At 64.9% G+C, this 17,614-nt stretch carries 11 protein-coding genes; 7 read left to right on the top strand and 4 right to left on the bottom strand.

Annotation, left to right across the window (positions count from 1 at the left end; all coding sequences use genetic code 11):
- The first annotated feature begins 109 nt into the window (after positions 1-109).
- From JT360_RS10695 to JT360_RS10680, 4 genes are all read left to right on the top strand, one after another.
- Entirely contained in the window at positions 110-4,126 is a 4,017-nt protein-coding gene (locus JT360_RS10695) for a peptidoglycan-binding protein (protein ID WP_214471537.1), read from the top strand.
- Positions 4,127-4,322: 196 nt separating this feature from the next.
- Positions 4,323-5,249 (top strand): sulfite exporter TauE/SafE family protein, encoded by a 927-nt coding sequence (locus JT360_RS10690; protein WP_214471536.1) that lies wholly within the window; start codon positions 4,323-4,325, stop codon positions 5,247-5,249.
- A complete protein-coding gene (locus JT360_RS10685) occupies positions 5,246-6,037 on the top strand; it encodes a TIGR02186 family protein (protein ID WP_214471535.1) in 792 nt (263 codons plus the stop codon). Before JT360_RS10690 ends, JT360_RS10685 begins: the two co-directional genes overlap by 4 nt.
- A gap of 183 nt (positions 6,038-6,220) precedes the next feature.
- Positions 6,221-7,477, top strand: coding sequence for an Hsp70 family protein (locus JT360_RS10680; protein ID WP_214471534.1), 1,257 nt, complete (start codon positions 6,221-6,223; stop codon positions 7,475-7,477).
- On the opposite strand, the gene JT360_RS10675 is transcribed toward JT360_RS10680, so the two are convergent.
- Positions 7,478-8,380 (bottom strand): LysR substrate-binding domain-containing protein, encoded by a 903-nt coding sequence (locus JT360_RS10675; protein WP_214471533.1) that lies wholly within the window; start codon positions 8,378-8,380, stop codon positions 7,478-7,480.
- 278 nt (positions 8,381-8,658) lie between these two features.
- Here JT360_RS10675 and JT360_RS10670 point away from each other — a divergent pair, with 278 nt between their 5' ends.
- The 3 genes from JT360_RS10670 to JT360_RS10660 are packed head-to-tail and all read left to right on the top strand — an operon-like array spanning position 8,659 to position 13,259.
- Positions 8,659-11,589: a molybdopterin oxidoreductase family protein gene (locus JT360_RS10670; protein ID WP_214471531.1), complete on the top strand. Its 2,931-nt coding sequence runs from the start codon at positions 8,659-8,661 to the stop codon at positions 11,587-11,589.
- On the top strand, positions 11,586-12,320 hold the full coding sequence (locus JT360_RS10665) for a 4Fe-4S dicluster domain-containing protein (protein ID WP_214471529.1): 735 nt from the start codon (positions 11,586-11,588) through the stop codon (positions 12,318-12,320). Before JT360_RS10670 ends, JT360_RS10665 begins: the two co-directional genes overlap by 4 nt.
- Positions 12,321-12,323: 3 nt before the next feature.
- Positions 12,324-13,259, top strand: coding sequence for a dimethyl sulfoxide reductase anchor subunit family protein (locus JT360_RS10660; protein WP_214471527.1), 936 nt, complete (start codon positions 12,324-12,326; stop codon positions 13,257-13,259).
- Between the two features lie 2 nt (positions 13,260-13,261).
- Here the strand turns inward: JT360_RS10660 and pdeM are convergent, their stop codons facing one another.
- The 3 genes from pdeM to JT360_RS10645 form a co-directional block, all read right to left on the bottom strand.
- Positions 13,262-13,978, bottom strand: coding sequence for a ligase-associated DNA damage response endonuclease PdeM (gene pdeM / locus JT360_RS10655; protein WP_214471525.1), 717 nt, complete (start codon positions 13,976-13,978; stop codon positions 13,262-13,264).
- Positions 13,975-16,524 carry a ligase-associated DNA damage response DEXH box helicase gene (locus JT360_RS10650; RefSeq protein ID WP_214471523.1) on the bottom strand — a complete coding sequence of 850 codons (2,550 nt, stop codon included), beginning with the start codon at positions 16,522-16,524 and terminating at the stop codon, positions 13,975-13,977. Before JT360_RS10650 ends, pdeM begins: the two co-directional genes overlap by 4 nt.
- 208 nt (positions 16,525-16,732) lie before the next feature.
- Positions 16,733-17,593, bottom strand: coding sequence for a C40 family peptidase (locus tag JT360_RS10645; RefSeq protein ID WP_214471522.1), 861 nt, complete (start codon positions 17,591-17,593; stop codon positions 16,733-16,735).
- Positions 17,594-17,614: the final 21 nt, after the last annotated feature.

The raw sequence follows: 17,614 nt of genomic DNA, 5'->3' as shown, positions 1-17,614 counted from the left end.
CCCCGGGAAGCTTGTCTTCCACCGTGGCATGGAAGCGCGGTCGCCTTCGTTCCGGCAGGGACTTGGGGAGCTGGTCGCAAGCCGGCCAATCTGAAAGACGGACGCACCGATGAACAGCAAGCGGTCCTATCTCGATACACTCAACGCCGGCAGGCAGCGCAGGCCGCAGACCACGCTCGAGCAGCTGAACCGCTCACTGGAGACGCTGGAACAGCGACTGGGGCAGACCCGCGAAGAGGTGACGGCACGTCCCGCTCCCCGTCAATACGGCGCCGACCCACGCTATCCCGCCGCAGACCCGCGCTATCCGGCCGCCCAGCCAACCGGCCAGCAGCGCTGGTATGAGGATCCGCAGCCGGCACCGCGCCAGCAAAACCCGGCGCCGGCTCCCGCCTTCGACCAGAATTACCAGGCCATCGCCCGCGACATCGACCGCGTGCGCGGCCAGGAAGACAGCGTCGCCATGGTCGGCAAGATCGCCGGTGAACTGCGCGGCATGCGCGAGGAACTGCGCAACCAGATGACATCAGGCCTGCAACGCGAATTCGATGCGCTGCGCAAGGATATCGACCGTGCCTTCCAGTCAGGCGCCAAATCCGGCGCATCAAGCAAGGGCAGCGCCGAACTCGGCGTCGAATTCGAACGGCTTTCCGGCGCCATCAAGTCGTTGTCGGAGAAGAGCGACGACAGAAGCGTCAACCTGCTGCGGCTGGAGCTCGAGCAGGTCAAGGCCGCGCTCGACACGCTGGCGCGCGAGGAGAGCGTGCAGAAGGTCGACCGGCGCTGGGACGATTTCGACCGCCGCTGGACGGCTTTCGAGGACCGTGTCGACGCCGATCAGCGCAAGCGCTCCGACGACCCTGCCCTTGCGGCCCTGACCGACCGGCTGGAGCAGATCAGCAACGCCGTCAACAACCTGCCGGAATCGCTGTCGCTGCGCTCGCTGGAGGAAAAGGTCCGTACACTGGCCGGCGCCGTCGATCACTTCGCCAGCCAGCAGGATAATCGCGGCGGCGACACGCTTGCCATGATCGACGAGCGGCTGGACGAGATTTCCCGTGCCATCGTTGCCTCGACCGTCGCGGCACAGGCCAATTCGGTCGATCACGAAGCCTTTGAGCGCATCGAGAAACGGATCGATTCGCTCGCCCGGCAGATCGAGGAAGTGGCGCAAGACCGACCCGGCAACGCGGTCATGGATCGCTTGAGCACGCTGTCGAACCGGGTCGACGAACTCGCCGGCCGCGCCAATCTGCCGGAACAAGCGATGGAACGGCTGGCCAAGCAGATCACGCTCATCGCCGACAAGATCGACCAGGCGCCGGCCATGCCCGACGCCGACTATATCTTCCACGGACTCGAGCAGCGCTTCGACGTGCTGTCCGGCATGATGGAACGCCGCCAGGGCGACGCCATCGAACAGGGCAACATGCTGTTCCGCGATCTCGAGCGCCGGCTGGACGAGGTAGCCGACCGGCTCGACCAGCGCATGCCGCAGGTCGACAGCGCCGGCATCATGGACGCCATCGACGCCCGCTTCACCGCACTCGCGACGCGCATGGAGAAGCGCGCTGCCGATCCTGCCGGCGAAGCGGCGATCCGTGGCCTGGAAAGCCGGCTCGAGGATATTTCCAGCCGGCTCGACGCATCGGCAGCCCAGGTGGCCGGCATCGATCCGGCGCTGATCCGCAGCCTGGAGGCGCAGGTCGCCGGCCTGTCCGCCCACCTTTCCAAGCCCAGCACGCCGCTGCCGGAATTCGAGGACATCAGCCCGCGCCTAGACGAAATCGAGAAGGCGCTGGCCGGCACCCGCGATTCCATCCTCGGCGCGGCACGCGAGGCGGCCGAGAGCGCAGTGCGTTCGCTGGCCGGATCGACTGCCAACACGACGGCCGTTTCCGGCCTCGCCCAGGACCTGAAAACCCTGGAAACGCTGACGCGGCGTTCCGACGAGCGCAATTCGAGAACTTTCGAGGCCATCCACGACACGCTGCTCAAGATCGTCGACAGGCTGGGTTCGCTGGAGACCAGCGAGCCGTCGGAAGCGGTGAGCGAGCTCCTGGAGACGCGGTCGGACGAGGCAGTCGGCAAGCGCCGCGCACGGACCGCCAAGATGGCTGTCGAGGCGCCGTCAATGGATATCGACGCGCCAATGCCTTTGACCGGCGACATGGCCGATCTTGATGGCCGCGCCGCCGCCTCACTACGCAGCGACCTGGGCACGCGCACACCCGCGGAAGCCGCCGCTGCGGCCGCCATGGCCGCACTCGGTTCCGACACCATCGCCGAGAAAGACCCGCCCGCAGGCCGCAAATCGATGTTCGGCGGGCTGGCGCGCGCCTTCAAGGGCAAGAAGGCGGCGGATGTTCCGCCGCTGGCCGGCTCGGCGCCGAGCAGCGATGTCCCGACTGTCGATCTCGACGAGCCGCTCGACCCGAAAGTGGCCAACCGCCCGCTGGAGCCCGGCTCCGGCGCGCCCGACCTCAACGCCATCATGAAGCGTGTCCGCGACGAGCGGGGCCAACCGGCAAAGCTCGGCGATAGCGACGCCGCGAAGTCGGATTTCATCGCGGCAGCGCGCCGCGCCGCCCAGGCCGCCGCGGCCGAGGCCGACGCATTGAAGCGCCAGTCGACGATGAAGGGGCCGGTGAAGGCGCTCAGGATCGGCGACCTGCTCAAGGCGCGGCGCAAGCCTATCCTGATGGCGGCGGCGGCGATCATGCTGGCGCTTGCCGGCCTGCAGCTCGGCAAGGCGTTTCTCTCGGATCCCGCCCAGGTGGCAAGCAACGACGCGGCACCGATCGTCGCCGCGCAACCGGTGCAAACGGCATCGCTCGACACGACGAGCCAGCCGAAGACGGAAGCGCAGCCGGCGGCAACGGACAGCGCGGCGGCCCGTGCCGTCCGGCAGGCCGAACCATCCGTGTCCACGACCAAGGACGATATGGTGGCGCAGCCCGTTCTGGCCGTGCCGTCGGACACGGATGCAATGGCGAATGCAGCGCCGGCGATCCAGCCCGCTCCGGCTCCCGGCCCGAGCGCGACCGCCTCCGACGCCATGGCTTCGGCTACGCCGACGCCAGCTGACCCCATTTCCGCCGCCCCGGCCCCGACGGCTTCGGCACCGGCGACCATCGCCGGCGCGCGAGCAACGGATGCCGATGCCCAGCCGGCCGCAGCCGTCCCAATGCCGGCCACCGATACCACGGCCAAGGACACCACCGGTGCCGTTGCGCCAACCAATGCGCCGGCAGCGGCAGCCACGGCCAAGTTCGACATTCCGGCCGATGCCGGCCCGGCGGCGCTGCGTGATGCCGCCGCCAGCGGCGACGCCAAGGCGCTGTTCGAGGTCGGCTCGCGCTATGCCGAGTCGCGCGGCGTCAAGGAAGACATGGCGGCGGCCGCCAAGTGGTACGAGAAATCGGCCGAACTCGGCTTTGCGCCGGCCGAATACCGCATCGGCAATTTCTATGAGAAGGGCATCGGCGTCGCGCGCGACATCAAGAAGTCGAAGACCTGGTACCAGATGGCCGCCGAGCAGGGCAACGCCAGCGCCATGCACAATCTGGCGGTGCTGTTCGCCATGGCCGCCGATGGCGTGACCGACAATGAATCGGCCGCGCACTGGTTCCAGGAGGCCGCCGACCTCGGCGTCAAGGACAGCCAGTTCAATCTCGGCATCCTCGCCGCCAAGGGTGTCGGCATGAAGCAGAACCTCGAGGAATCCTACAAATGGTTCGCGCTCGTCGCCAAGACCGGCGACAAGGACGCTGCCGCCAAGCGCGACGAGATCGCCAATGCGCTGCGGCCCGAACAGCTCGAGCGCGCCCGCGCCGCGACCGAATTGTGGAAGGCCAAGCCACTCAACGCGGCGGCCAACTCGGCCGATGTCCCTGAATCCTGGCAGGAGGGCACGCCGCAGACGACCGCCGGCATCGACATGAAGAAGGCCGTCAAGAACATCCAGCTCATCCTCAACAAGAACGGCTATGATGCCGGCAGCGCCGACGGCGTCATGGGCGACAAGACCAAGAACGCGATCATCGCTTTCCAGACCGACAACAAGCTGCCGGCGACCGGCGCCGTCGATGAAAAACTGGTCAGGGCGCTGCTGGCGCGCAAATAACGGGGAGAAGCGTCGTTTCCACGATGCTCTTGCCACACATTTGCCTGTTAACTGCTTGAGATGTTTTTTGTTTCGGCGCGGCGGCGGAGTTAAACTCCGCCGCCGCCGCGTCGGTGCAAGAAAAAATTGGCTTTTCGGTGCGAGACTGGCTGCAACGGCTGTATTCGCCGACAGGCAAACTGATCGAGACTGACGGGTGGGCATCTATCTCCCGATTGCGGAAATTTCCGTCAACGTCTTCGTGCTGCTGGCCATGGGCGCCGCGGTGGGCTTCCTGTCGGGCATGTTCGGCGTCGGCGGCGGCTTTCTCATCACCCCGCTGCTGATCTTCTACAACATCCCCCCGGCGATCGCGGTCGCCACCGGCGCCAACCAGGTCATCGCCTCCTCCTTCTCCGGCGCGCTGTCGCACATGAAGCGAGGTACGCTCGACTTCAAGCTCGGCGGCGTGCTGTTGGCCGGCGGCATCGTCGGGTCCACCGGCGGCATCTACGTGTTCGCCATCCTGCGCAGGCTCGGCCAGCTCGACCTGTTCATCTCGCTGCTCTATGTCGTGCTGCTCGGCACGGTCGGCGGGCTGATGCTGGTCGAAAGCGTCAATGCGCTACGCGCCACGCGCAGCGGTGCCGCACCGGTGCTGAAGAAATCCGGTCAGCACAACTGGATCCACCGGCTGCCGCTGAAGATGCGCTTCAGGGCGTCCAAACTGTTCGTCAGCGTCATTCCGGTGCTCGGTCTCGGCGCCGGCATCGGTTTCCTGTCCTCGATCATGGGTGTCGGCGGCGGCTTCATCATGGTGCCGGCGCTGATCTATCTGCTCAAGGTGCCGACCAACGTCGTCATCGGCACGTCGCTGTTCCAGATCATCTTCACCTCGGCCTATACGACGCTGGTTCACGCCACCACCAACCAGACCGTCGATGTGATGCTGGCCTTTCTGCTGATGGCGGGCGGCGTGGCCGGGGCGCAATATGGCGCCAAGGCCGGCCAGAGACTGCGCGGCGAGCAATTGAGGGCGCTGCTGGCGTTGCTGGTGCTGGCCGTGGCGATCCGGCTTGCGATCGACCTCTTCGTCACGCCGCCCAATCTTTATTCGCTGTCGGGCGCGGGCCTCAGCGGATGAAGGGACCGGGAACCTTCGCAGCGGCCATCTTCCTGTCCTTGCTTGCGGTCGTCATGCCGACGAAGGCACAGACGCCGCTGACGGAAGGCATCCAGATCGGGCTCTCCACCGACAATGTCTCGATCACCGCCGGCTTTTCCGGCGCCGACCTGACCATCTTCGGCTCGCTGGAAAATCCCGACCCGCTGGTGGCGCGCCAGGGCCGCTATGACGTCATCGTCGTGCTCGAAGGGCCAGCCAAGCCGGTGGTGGTGCGCCGCAAGGACCGGGTTCTCGGCGTCTGGGTCAATCTGGACTCCGAGACCTTCGAGAATGTCCCGGTCTCCTATTCGGTGGCGACGACGCGGCCGCTGCAGGACATCACCGAACCGAACAGTTACAAGCAGCTGTCGCTCGGCGCCTCCAACCTCTACATGCAGCCCGCCGATGCCGGCGACAGCCCGGCGACGATCGAGGAATTCACCGCGGCGTTGCGCGAGCGCAAGGCGGCGGCCGGGCTCTACAGCGAGAATGTCGGCGGCGTGCAATTCCTGTCGCAGAACCTGTTCCGCGCCACCGTCAGGCTGGCGCCGAATGTTCCGGTCGGCACTCACAAGGCGCGCGCCTTCCTGTTCAAGAGCGGCCTGTTCATCAAGGAGAGCTCGGCGCAGCTCGAAATCCGCAAGTCCGGCTTCGAACAGTCGATCTTCCGCGTCGCCCATGACTATTCCTTCCTTTATGGCGTCTTCGCCATATCGCTGGCCATGATAACGGGCTGGCTCGGCAGGCTGGTCTTCCGCAGGGATTGAACCGTCCGAAAGGGGTTCCCCTTTCGCGGATCATGCTGTAGACCGCACCTCCCCGCCCAACGGGCAAGCAATTCAATTCGGCAGAGTGGTCAATTCGACAGAGTGGTTCGGTCGCCCGAAACCGCAGCGCACGCTTCCTGCGAGCGCCGATCCCCTGCCTGCCACCAATGACAGGAGGCTGCTTTGCGACCAGCATTCGCCGGCATCGACTTCGGCACTTCGAACTCCACGGTTGGCGTGGTCCGCAACGGCCGCCCTCGCCTCGTCGGGCTCGAGGACGGCCAGGTGACATTGCCGAGTGCGGTGTTCTTCAATTTCGAGGATGGCCGCATCTGTTTTGGCCGCCAGGCCATCGCCAACTACACCGACAGCGTGGAAGGCCGGCTGATGCGTTCGCTGAAGAGCGTGCTCGGCAGTTCGCTGGCGCATGAAAAGACGCGCATCAAGGCGCGCTCGATCGGCTTCATGGAGATCATCGGCCTGTTTCTCGGGCATCTCAGGAAGAAGTTGGAGGAGGATGGCGGCGATCTGGTGGAGACCGTGGTGCTCGGCCGCCCGGTGCAGTTTGTCGATGACGATGCACAAGCCGACGCGAATGCCCAGAGCGACCTTGAAAAGGCCGCGCATGCCCAGGGCTTCAAGCATATCGCCTTCCAGTTCGAGCCGATCGCCGCGGCGCTCGACTACGAGCAGAGGGTGACGCGCGAAGAGCTGGCGCTGATCATCGACATGGGCGGCGGCACGTCGGATTTTTCGGTGGTGCGCGTCTCGCCGGAGCGTGCCCGATCCCCGGACCGCAAGGACGATATCCTGGCCAGCCGGGGTGTTCATATCGGCGGCACGGATTTCGACCGGCTGCTCAGCATCGCCCATGTGATGCCGCAGCTCGGCTATTTGACCCCGACCAAGGACGGCAAGCGCAATCTGCCGGCCAGCTATTTCATCGACCTCGCCACATGGCAGCGCATCAACCTGGTGTACACCGCCAAGGCGATGACGCATCTGCGCCAGATCCGCTACGAGGCGGCGCGCGCCGATCTCGTCGACCGCTTCATCCACATCGTCGAGCACCGCTATGGGCACGCGCTGGCCGGACTGGTCGAGAAGGCCAAGATCGAGCTGACCGACGAGCCGGCCGCTGAAGTCGCGGTGACGCTGCCGGGCGCCGCGTTCGCCGCCGACATCACGCGCGACGGGCTGGATGCCACCATCGCCAGGGACATTGAGCGGGTCACCGAAACGGTCGTGCACACCATCCGCGACGCGCAGGTCAAGCCGTCCGACATCACGGCAGTGTTCCTGACCGGCGGATCGACCGCGATCCCGCTGGCAAGACGGGAAATCCTCTCGCTGGTGCCGCAGGCTTCCGTCATTGATGGCGACATGTTCGGTTCGGTCGGCCTTGGCCTGGCTCTGGATGCCCAGCGGAAGTTCGGCTGACTACGCCGGATCGCCTCGGGTTGTTTCAGCGCCGAGATGCGCCTTGAGCGCCATCTGGGCCAGGCTGGCCTGGCGATCGCGGTGCGTGATCATGGCGAAGTCGCGTTTCGGCAGTTCGAGCGGCACGGACCGCAAACTGCCTTCGGCAACGGCACGTCCGACGACGAGTTCCGAAATGATGGTGGCGCCGGCACCCGCCTCGACCGCCTGGCGAACCGCTTCGTTGCTGGGCAGCACCAGGAAGACTTGCAGGTCGGCAAGCGAAATCCCCTCACGCCGCGCCAGATCCTCCAGCACCTCGCGCGTGCCCGAACCGCCCTCGCGGATGATCCAGCGCAAGCCCTTGATGTCGGGATGACCGGGCGCGGTTTCGGCGATCTCGGGATGGGAACTCGCAACAACCAGCATCAACCGGTCGGTATCGACCTTGGCGCGGCGCAAAATGTCGGACTCGGTGCGCCCCTCGACAAGGCCGAGATCGGCGGTTCCATCCAGCACGCTGGCCTCGACCTGCCTTGTGTTGCCGATGCTGACGCTCAGCCGCACCGCCGGATAGGCTTCGTGGAAGGATGCCAGCCGGCGCGGCAGCCAATAGCTGGCGATGGTCAGGCTGGCGGCGATCGACAGGCTGCCGGCGACCGTCTGCGAAACATGTTCCAGCACATTGCGGGCGGCGGCGGCTCGCTCCAGCACCGCCTTGGCCTCCGGCAGGAACCGGTGGCCGGTCTGGGCAAGTTCGATGTTGCGGCCGACGCGGTTGAACAGATGGACGCCGTGCTGTTCTTCAAGCGCGCGGATGGCGGCCGATGCCGCGGACTGGGAGATACCCAAAAGCTCCGCCGCCTTGGTCATGTGGCCGCGCTCGGCGACGGCGACGAAAATGCGCAACTGATCCAGGGTCATGAACGCATTAAGAACCAATACCGATCGAATTTACAAGAACAACTGATTAGACGGATCGATAGCTTTATTCTACTTTTTCAGGCGAAGTTAGAAAAAATTGGCCTTCAACTCGCAGCGAATAAAATGATCGGGCGGTTCAGATCCCTGTTTGCCCATTGGGCCCGTGGCATAAGGCGGCGGCTCACCGGTGATCGCTACCACCCGGAAGAACATTACATGCGCGGCCCCGGACCGAAGACGCGGGCCAAATCCGCGAACCCTCCCGGCACCGCCGAACCATGATACACGGACCGCCGCGCGGCGCGAATTCGGCACCATCGCAACGCCCGCTGGCCGACACGCGCGCGCCTGATGAAGGCGACGGCGTCGACACCTCGCCTGATATTTCCGACAGCATCGCCAAGACGACCTGCTACATGTGCGCCTGCCGCTGTGGCATCGACGTGCACATCAAGGATGGCAAGGTCCGCTACATCAACGGCAACAAGGACCATCCGGTCAATCGCGGCGTGATCTGCGGCAAGGGCAGCTCCGGCATCATGCAGCACTACAGCCCGGCCCGGCTGAAGAAGCCATTGCTGCGCACCGGCCCGCGCGGCTCCGGCGAGTTCCGCGAGATCGAGTGGGAGGAAGCCTTTTCGATCGCGACCGAACGGCTTTCGGCGGTTCGTCGCACCGATCCGAGGAAACTTGCCTTCTTCACCGGCCGCGACCAGTCGCAATCCCTGACCGGCTGGTGGGCGAGCCAGTTCGGCACGCCGAATTTCGCCGCCCATGGCGGCTTCTGCTCGGTCAACATGGCGGCCGGCGGGCTCTACACGATCGGCGGTTCGTTCTGGGAATTCGGCGAGCCCGACTGGGACAACACCAAATACTTCATGCTGTTCGGCGTCGCCGAGGATCACGATTCCAACCCGATCAAGATCGGCTTGGGCAAGCTCAAGGCGCGCGGCGCCAAGGTGGTGTCGATCAATCCATGCCGGACCGGCTATAACGCCATTGCCGACGACTGGATCGGCATCCGGCCGGGCACTGACGGCCTGTTCGTCTTCGCCCTCATCCACGAACTGCTGAAGGCCGGCCGCGTCGATCTCGATTATCTCCTGCGCTACACCAATGCTCATATGCTGGTCATCCAAGAGCCTGACGCCGCCGATGACGGTCTGTTCGTCCGCGACGCCGACGGCAATCCGTTGGCCTGGGACAGGGTGGCGAAAACCTCCGTCAAGGCGATCGACCCGGAGGCGAAGCCGGCGCTGACCGGCAGCTTCGAAGTCGCTGGCCGCCGCTGTACGCCGGTGTTCCAACTCATCGCCGACCGCTACCTCGACGAGAACTATGCGCCGGACTCGGTCGCCGAACGCTGCGGCATCCCGGCCGGGACGATCCGCGGGATCGCGGCCGAGCTTGCCCATGTTGCCTTCGAACAGACGATCGAACTGCCGGTCGCGTGGACCGACTGGGCCGGGCGCCAGCACGAGACGATCAAGGGGCGCCCTGTTTCGATGCATGCCATGCGCGGCATCTCCGCCCATTCGAACGGTTTTCATACGTGCCGCGCCATCCACCTGCTGCAGGTGCTGCTCGGCACGGTGGATGTTCCCGGCGGCTTCCGCTTCAAGCCGCCCTATCCCAGATCGGCACCGCCAGGCCCGAAACCCGCCGGCAAGACAACCAAGGCCATGACGCCGCTCGACGGCATGGCGCTTGGCTTCGTCTGCGGGCCGGACGACCTGCTGGTCGATGAAGCCGGCACGCCGGTCCGCATCGACAAGGCCTATTCCTGGGAGGCGCCACTCGCGGCTCACGGCCTGATGCACACCGTCATCCGCAATGCCTGGGCCGGCGATCCCTACAAGATCGACACGCTGATGATGTACATGTCGAACATGGCCTGGAATTCCTCGATGAACACCGTCGAGACGATTCGTATGCTGACCGACCATGACGAGGCCGGCAACTACAAGATCCCCTTCATCATCTATTCCGACGCCTATTACTCCGAGACCGTGCCGTTCGCCGACCTCGTGCTACCCGACACGACCTATCTCGAACGCCATGATTGCATCAGCCTGCTCGACCGGCCGATCAGCGATGCCGACGGTCCGGGCGACGCCATCCGCCATCCCGTCGTCGAGCCGGACCGCGACGTCAGGCCGTTCCAGTCGGTGCTGATCGAACTGGGTGCGCGGCTCGGCCTGCCCGGCTTCGTCAAGGACGACGGCTCGGCCAAATATGCCGACTATGCCGACTACATCGTCAACCATGAGCGCACGCCCGGTATCGGCCCGCTCGCCGGCTGGCGCGGCAAGGATGGCGCCTCATTCGGCAAGGGCGAGGCCAATCCCGACCAGTTGCAGCGTTACATCGACAATGGCGGCTTCTGGCACCACGACTTCGCCGACGATCGGCGCTATTACAAGATGGCCAATCGCGCCTATCTCGATTTCGCCGAGCAGATGGGCTTCATCCCCAAAGCCGAGCCGATCGTCTTCCAGCTCTATTCCGAGCCGATGCAGCGCTTCCGGCTTGCCGCGCGGGGCCATGGCAGTGTGTTACCGCCAGAGGGCGAGCGCCAGCGCATCGAGACCTACATGGACCCGCTGCCCTTCTGGTACACGCCGTTCGAGGAAGCCGCCGTCGACCTGGAAAAATATCCGCTGCACGCGCTGACACAGCGGCCGATGCACATGTATCATTCCTGGGGGTCGCAAAATGCCTGGCTCAGGCAGATCACCAGTCAGAACCGGCTGTTCGTGCATTACCGGACCGCCGCCGGCCTCAACCTGGTCGATGACGACTGGGTGTGGATCGAAAGCATCAATGGCAGGGTCAAAGGGCAGATCAAGCTGGTCGACGGGGTGAACGAAAGCACGGTGTGGACCTGGAATGCGATCGGCAAGCGTCGCGGCAGTTGGGGACTGAAGGATGACGCCGCCGAAAGCAATCGCGGCTTCCTGCTCAACCATGTCATCGGCGACCAGACCTCGGCCGACGCGCAGGGCAAACGCTATTCGAATTCCGACCCGGTCACCGGCCAGGCGGCCTGGTTCGATCTGCGCGTGCGCATCGTCAAATGCAGGGCGGAGGAAGCCGGCTTCACCGAACCGCAATTCGAGCGTTTCCACCAGCCGCCGCATTTCGAGCCCTCGCCCGACAGGCTGACCTTCGGCGCCGAATTCCGCAGGGCAAGAGAGGCCGCCGAATGACCTGCCTTCCCACCCACACCGACAAGAAGCTCGGATTGGTCATCGATCTCGACACCTGCGTCGGCTGCCAGGCCTGCGTCACCGCCTGCAAGGAATGGAACACCGGCGGTCACATGGCACCACTCACCGATATCGATCCCTATGGCGGCCATGTCGACGGCGTCTGGTTCAACCGCGTGCACAGCTACGAGCACACCACCGAGATGGGTGGGCGCACGGTCAACTTCCCGCGTTCCTGCCTGCATTGCGAGACGCCGGCCTGCGTCACCGTCTGCCCGACCGGCGCCTCCTACAAGCGGGCATCGGACGGCATCGTGCTGATCGACGAGGACAAGTGCATCGGCTGCAAACTGTGCAGCTGGGCCTGCCCCTATGGCGCGCGCGAGTTCGATACCGATGTCGGCGTGATGAAGAAATGCACGCTGTGCGTCGACCGCATCTACAATGACAATCTGGCCGAAGAAGACCGTGTGCCGGCCTGCGTCGCCGCCTGCCCGACCAGCGCCCGGCATTTCGGCGATCTCGGCGATCCCCAGTCGGCCGTGTCGCAACTGGTGGCGGAGCGCGGCGGCGTCGACCTGATGCCTGAGATGGGCTATCACCCGACCAACAAATATCTGCCGCCGCGCGCCCACACGCAACGCGCCGCATCGGTGCCGGCGAAAGCGCTGGAGCCGATACGGGCCGAAGGCGGCTTCCTCGGCTGGGTCGATCGCATGTTGTCGAACTAACCCATGCATCCCGCCTTCTCCGTCGTCTTCTTCACCACCGCCACCGGCGCCGGCTACGGGCTGCTCGCGCTGCTTGGCATGCTCGGCGGGTTTCACATCATCCCCGCCGATTTCTGGCTGGGGCTCGTCGGCCTGGGTTTGGCGCTCGGCCTGATTGCGGCCGGATTGTTGTCGTCAACCGGCCATCTCGGCAGACCCGAACGCGCCTGGCGGGCGTTCTCGCAATGGCGCAGTTCATGGCTGTCGCGTGAGGGCGTGGCCTCGGTCATCACCTTTATCCCGGCGGGGCTGTTCGGCATCGGATGGGTGTTTTTCGGCCGCACTGGCGGCTGGGTCGGCATCGCCGGATTGCTTGCGGCCATCGGCGCCGTGGTCACCGTCTGCACCACCGGCATGATTTACGCCTCGCTGAAGCCGATCGCCCAGTGGCACAGTCGCTTCACCCTGCCCGGCTATCTCATCTTCTCGGCGATGACCGGCAGCGTTCTGTTGAACGCGCTGTGCCAAGGTTTCGCTGTCGGCTCAAAAATGCTTGTGGCTGCCTGCATGCTGCTGACCTTGCTCGGCTGGGGCTGGAAGCTGGCGACCTGGCGGTACAACGACCAATTGGAAATCCCGAGCAACGCCAACACCGCGACCGGCCTTGCCGGCGGCACGGTTCGGTCGCTGGAATGGCCGCATACCGAGGAAAACTATCTGCTTAAGGAAATGGGCTTTCGCATTGCGCGCAAGCACAGTGTACGCCTGCGCCAGATCGCGCAGGTGCTGGCCTTTGTCCTGCCAATCCTGCTTCTCGCCGTCACCTTTGCCCCGCCCTGGCCCTATGCGGCCGTGCCTTCAGCGCTCGCCGCGATCGTCCAATTCGCCGGCATGCTGGTCGAGCGCTGGCTATTCTTCGCCGAAGCCAAGCACACGGTTACCCTCTACTACGGACGTTGAGATCAACCCGGCCGCAGCATTGACCGTGAAATCGCAAAAATGCGGTCGGCGCCAAGCATATAGGCCATCAGCGATTCCAGGCGGAACAGCCCGGCATAGGCGTGGTCGAGCACATTGAGCGAACCGGTATAGGCGCCGAAGGCCGGCATGATCATGCGGCCACCATCGCCGGCAAAGCAGCGCCTGCGCACCGAGCGGCCCTGTTGCACGATGCGCGCGCAAGGATGCAGGTGGCCCGATATTTCGCCTTCGACGCGCACCTTGGACGGCTCGTGCCGGAACAGCAGCGAACCGATGGCCAGTTCCCGCACCGTATCGCCAGGCAGGTCCGCAGGCGCTTCCGGATCATGATTGCCGGCGACCCAGAACCAGTCGCGGCCTGCCATCAACGCTTCCAGCCGCTCGCGGAAACTCGCATGCATGCGCTCGGCGCCGCCGCCATCATGGAAGCTATCGCCAAGGCTGATAACGATCGACGGCTGGTAATCCGATATCACCGCCTGCAGCCGCAGCAAGGTCGCGCCGGTGTCGTAAGGCGGGATCAGCGTGCCGCGCCTTGCCAGCGACGAACCCTTTTCCAGATGCAGGTCGGACACCGCCAGCAACCTGAACTCGGGAAAATAAAGCACACCGCGCCGATCGCAGACCGCGCTCTCGCCGGCGACGTCAACCAGATCGGCTTCGGCAATCAGCGATGCGCGCGCCAGCGAAAAGTTCATTCCTCGACCATCTCCGGCCCCATGGCCTCCGCTACCAGCGTGGCCGCGTCCATCAGCAATGTCTCATCGGCTTCGCCGTTCACCGGCATCTTGCCGATCTCGAGCATGATCGGCACAGCGAGCGGCGAGATCTGCTCAAGATTCTTATGCATGATTCGACCCTGGATGCGCGAGAGCATGTCGGCAAGTCTGCTGACATCGAGCAGACCGGCGGCCGCATCGGCCCGTGTCGCCTGCAGCAGGATGTGATCCGGTTCATGGCTGCGCAGCACGTCATAGATCAGGTCGGTCGAGACCGTGACCTGGCGGCCGCTTTTCTCCTGGCCCGGGTGGCGTTTCTCGATCAATCCCGAAATCAGCGCGCAATTGCGGAAGGTGCGCTTGAGGAGCCAGCTGTCGGCCAGCCAGGCTTCGAGATCATCGCCAAGCATGTCCTGGTCGAAAAGCGCGCCGAGTGACGGTTTCCGGGCCTTGAACATCGCGCCCATGTCGCCCAGCGACCATATGGCCAGCGCATAGTCGGTGGCGACAAAGCCGAGCGGCCTGGCGCCCGCCCTGTCGAGACGCCGGGTAAGGAGCATGCCGAGCGTCTGGTGCGCCAGCCTGCCTTCAAAGGGATAGGCGACCAGATAATGGCGGTTGCCGCGCGGAAAGGTTTCGATCAGCAGGTCTTCGCGCTTCGGCAGCACCGACTTGTCGGCCTGGAACCGCAGCCAGTCGGCCACCTGCTCCGGCAGCTTCTTCCAGCGCTGCGGGTCGTCCAGAATGATACGGACCTGCTCGGCAAGGTAGGTCGAAAGCGGGAACTTGCCGCCGCCATAGTAGGGTACCTTGGCATCGCTGCCGGGCGCATTCGACACGAAGCATTCACTCTCGCGGATGCCTTCGAAGCGCAGCACCTTGCCGGCAAACATGAAGGTGTCGCCATGCGTCAAGGTTTCGAGAAAAGCCTCCTCGATCTTGCCGAGGACCCGGCCGCCGCGTGAGGCCGAGCCCTTGCTGCCAGCTTGCACGTAGCGCACGTTGAGCGCCGGCACTTCGATGATGGTGCCGACATTCAGCCTGTATTGCTGGGCAACGCGCGGATTGGAGACGCGCCACAACCCATCCTTGTTCAGGCGGATGCGGGCGTAACGCTCATAGTTCTTCAGCGCATAGCCGCCGGTGGCGACGAAATCGACGACGCGGTCGAATGTCGGCCGGTCGAGGTAGGCATAGGGCGCCGCCGTTCGCACTTCCTCGAACAGATCATCGGCACGGAACGGCGCACCACAGGCGCAGCCCAAGACGTGCTGGGCCAGCACATCGAGGCCGCCATTGACCAGCGGCGGCGTATCCTGTGCGCCGAGATAATTGGCGTCGAGCGCGGCACGGCATTCCAGCACCTCGAAACGGTTGGCCGGGATCAAGATCGCCTTCGACGGCTCGTCCATGCGGTGGTTGGCGCGGCCGATACGCTGCGCCAGCCGGCTGGCGCCTTTCGGCGCGCCGACATGCACTACCAGGTCGACATCGCCCCAGTCGATGCCCAGGTCGAGCGTCGAGGTGGCGACGATGGCGCGCAACGCGTTCTCGCCCATCGCCTTCTCGACACGCCGGCGCTGCGCGACATCGAGCGAACCATGGTGGAGTGCGATCGGCAGAGTGTCATCATTGACCCGCCACAATTCCTGGAACAGCAGCTCCGCTTGGCTGCGGGTGTTGACGAACAGCAGGGTGGTCTTGTGGCGCTTGATCTCGCGGTAAATCTCCGGCGTGGCGTAGCGGGCCGAATGCCCCGCCCATGGCACGCGCTCCTCGGAATCGAGGATGGTGATTTCGGGCTTCGCACCGCCGGTGACGACGATCAATTCGGCCATGTCAGGGCTTGTTGCGCCTTTGGGCGGATTCTGGCTGACCAGCCAGCGCCGCAATTCGTCCGGCTCGGCCACCGTCGCCGACAGGCCGATCATCTGCAGGCCAGGAACAAAGCTGCGCAGCCGCGCCAGCCCGAGCGCCAGCAGATGACCGCGTTTCGACGTCACCAGCGAATGCAACTCGTCGAGCACGACATAGCGCAGATCTTCGAAGAACCGCCTGGCATCGCCTGCCGCGATCAGCAGCGCCAGTTGCTCTGGCGTGGTGAGCAGGATATCGGGCGGTGCTAATTTCTGGCGCTGGCGCTTATGGGAAGGCGTGTCGCCGGTGCGCGTCTCGATGGTGACGGGCAGGCCGATCTCCTCGACCGGCTTGCCGAGATTGCGCTCGATATCGACAGCCAGCGCCTTGAGCGGCGAGATGTACAGCGTGTGGATGCCGCGGCGCGCCTGGCCCGGCTTTCGCCTCGGCCAGACGGCCAATTCCGTCAGCGACGGCAGGAAACCAGCCAGCGTCTTGCCGGCGCCGGTCGGCGCGATCAGCAGCACCGATTGCCCGCTTTGAGCCTTCGCCAACAATTCGATTTGATGGGCGCGCGGCGACCAGCCTTTCTCGCCGAACCATCTGACGAACGGTTCGGGCAGGGCCACAGTGGCATTCTGATCGGCAAGGCGCGGCTGCTCTGTCACGCGCCAGAGGTAGCGCGAAGGCAGGCAATCGCCAAGCAGAATCGGAACAAAAGGGGATCGGGACGTTGGGGAGCGTCCCTCTCCCCGTCACTATACGGGGAGAGGATGCCGGCAGGCAGGTGAGGGGCGGCGCGAACTTCCAATCGTTAGCGCCGCCCCTCATCCGCCCTCCGGGCACCTTCTATAGTGACGGGGAGAAGGAAAAGGATCACGGTCGCCGAAACCCTGTCGGCCCGCCATAGAGATAGCCGATGCGGGCGATGGCGTCCTTCAGCCCTTCGCGCGAGACCAGCATGGTGTGGCCGTTGGCGTGGATCGTGGTCTCGGCGTCGGTCATGACCGCGACATGGCCCTTCCAGAAGACGAGGTCGCCCCGGCGCAGTCCGGCATAGTCCGGCCCTGGATCGAGCGGCTCGCCGATGCTTGCAGCCTGCATGTCGGAATCGCGCAGCACGTTTCTGCCGGCCATGCGCATAGCCAGTTGCACCAGGCCTGAGCAATCGATGCCGAAACCGGAAACGCCGCCCCAGAGATAGGGCGTGCCGAGAAATATCTCGGCCACCGAAACATAGTCCGCTGCCGTGTCACCAATCGGCCGGAGGTGGCCTGATATGATGGCCTCGCCGGAAGGCAGGATTGCATAGTGCGTGCCGCGCGTTTCGGCAGACCCAGCCACCGTCACCGTCGACCCCATCGACAGCTGTCCGGCGATCGGAAAGCGCAGGTCGGGACCGGGATAGAGAAAGGTGCGGGGTACTGTGACCATATGGGTGGGCGCATGGTCTCGTCCGCCCAGCATGGTGTCGGCGACATAGCCGACATAGCCGTCTCGTTCGGCCTGGACCCAGGCCCAGCCTTCGGCATCCTCAAAAACCAGGACGTCGTCGCCGTACAGGGCCTGCGTGTTGATGCCGGCATCCGCCCGTGGCGCCTTGCGGATGTCGGCTACAGCGACCGAAATCCGCGCCGGCCGGCCGGCAACGAAGCGGTCGGCAACGACCTCTCCCCGCAGCCTTGCATCGGCAAGGTCGGAACGGAAAGCGTGGAGGCGGGCGTCGTGGGCAGTCAAATCAGCTACTCGGTCAAGGTT

This window comes from Mesorhizobium sp. dw_380 (assembly GCF_018588885.1).
GTDB lineage: Bacteria > Pseudomonadota > Alphaproteobacteria > Rhizobiales > Rhizobiaceae > Mesorhizobium.
Note: the sequence above shows the minus strand (reverse complement) of the source record. Positions and strands in the feature narration are given on the sequence as shown.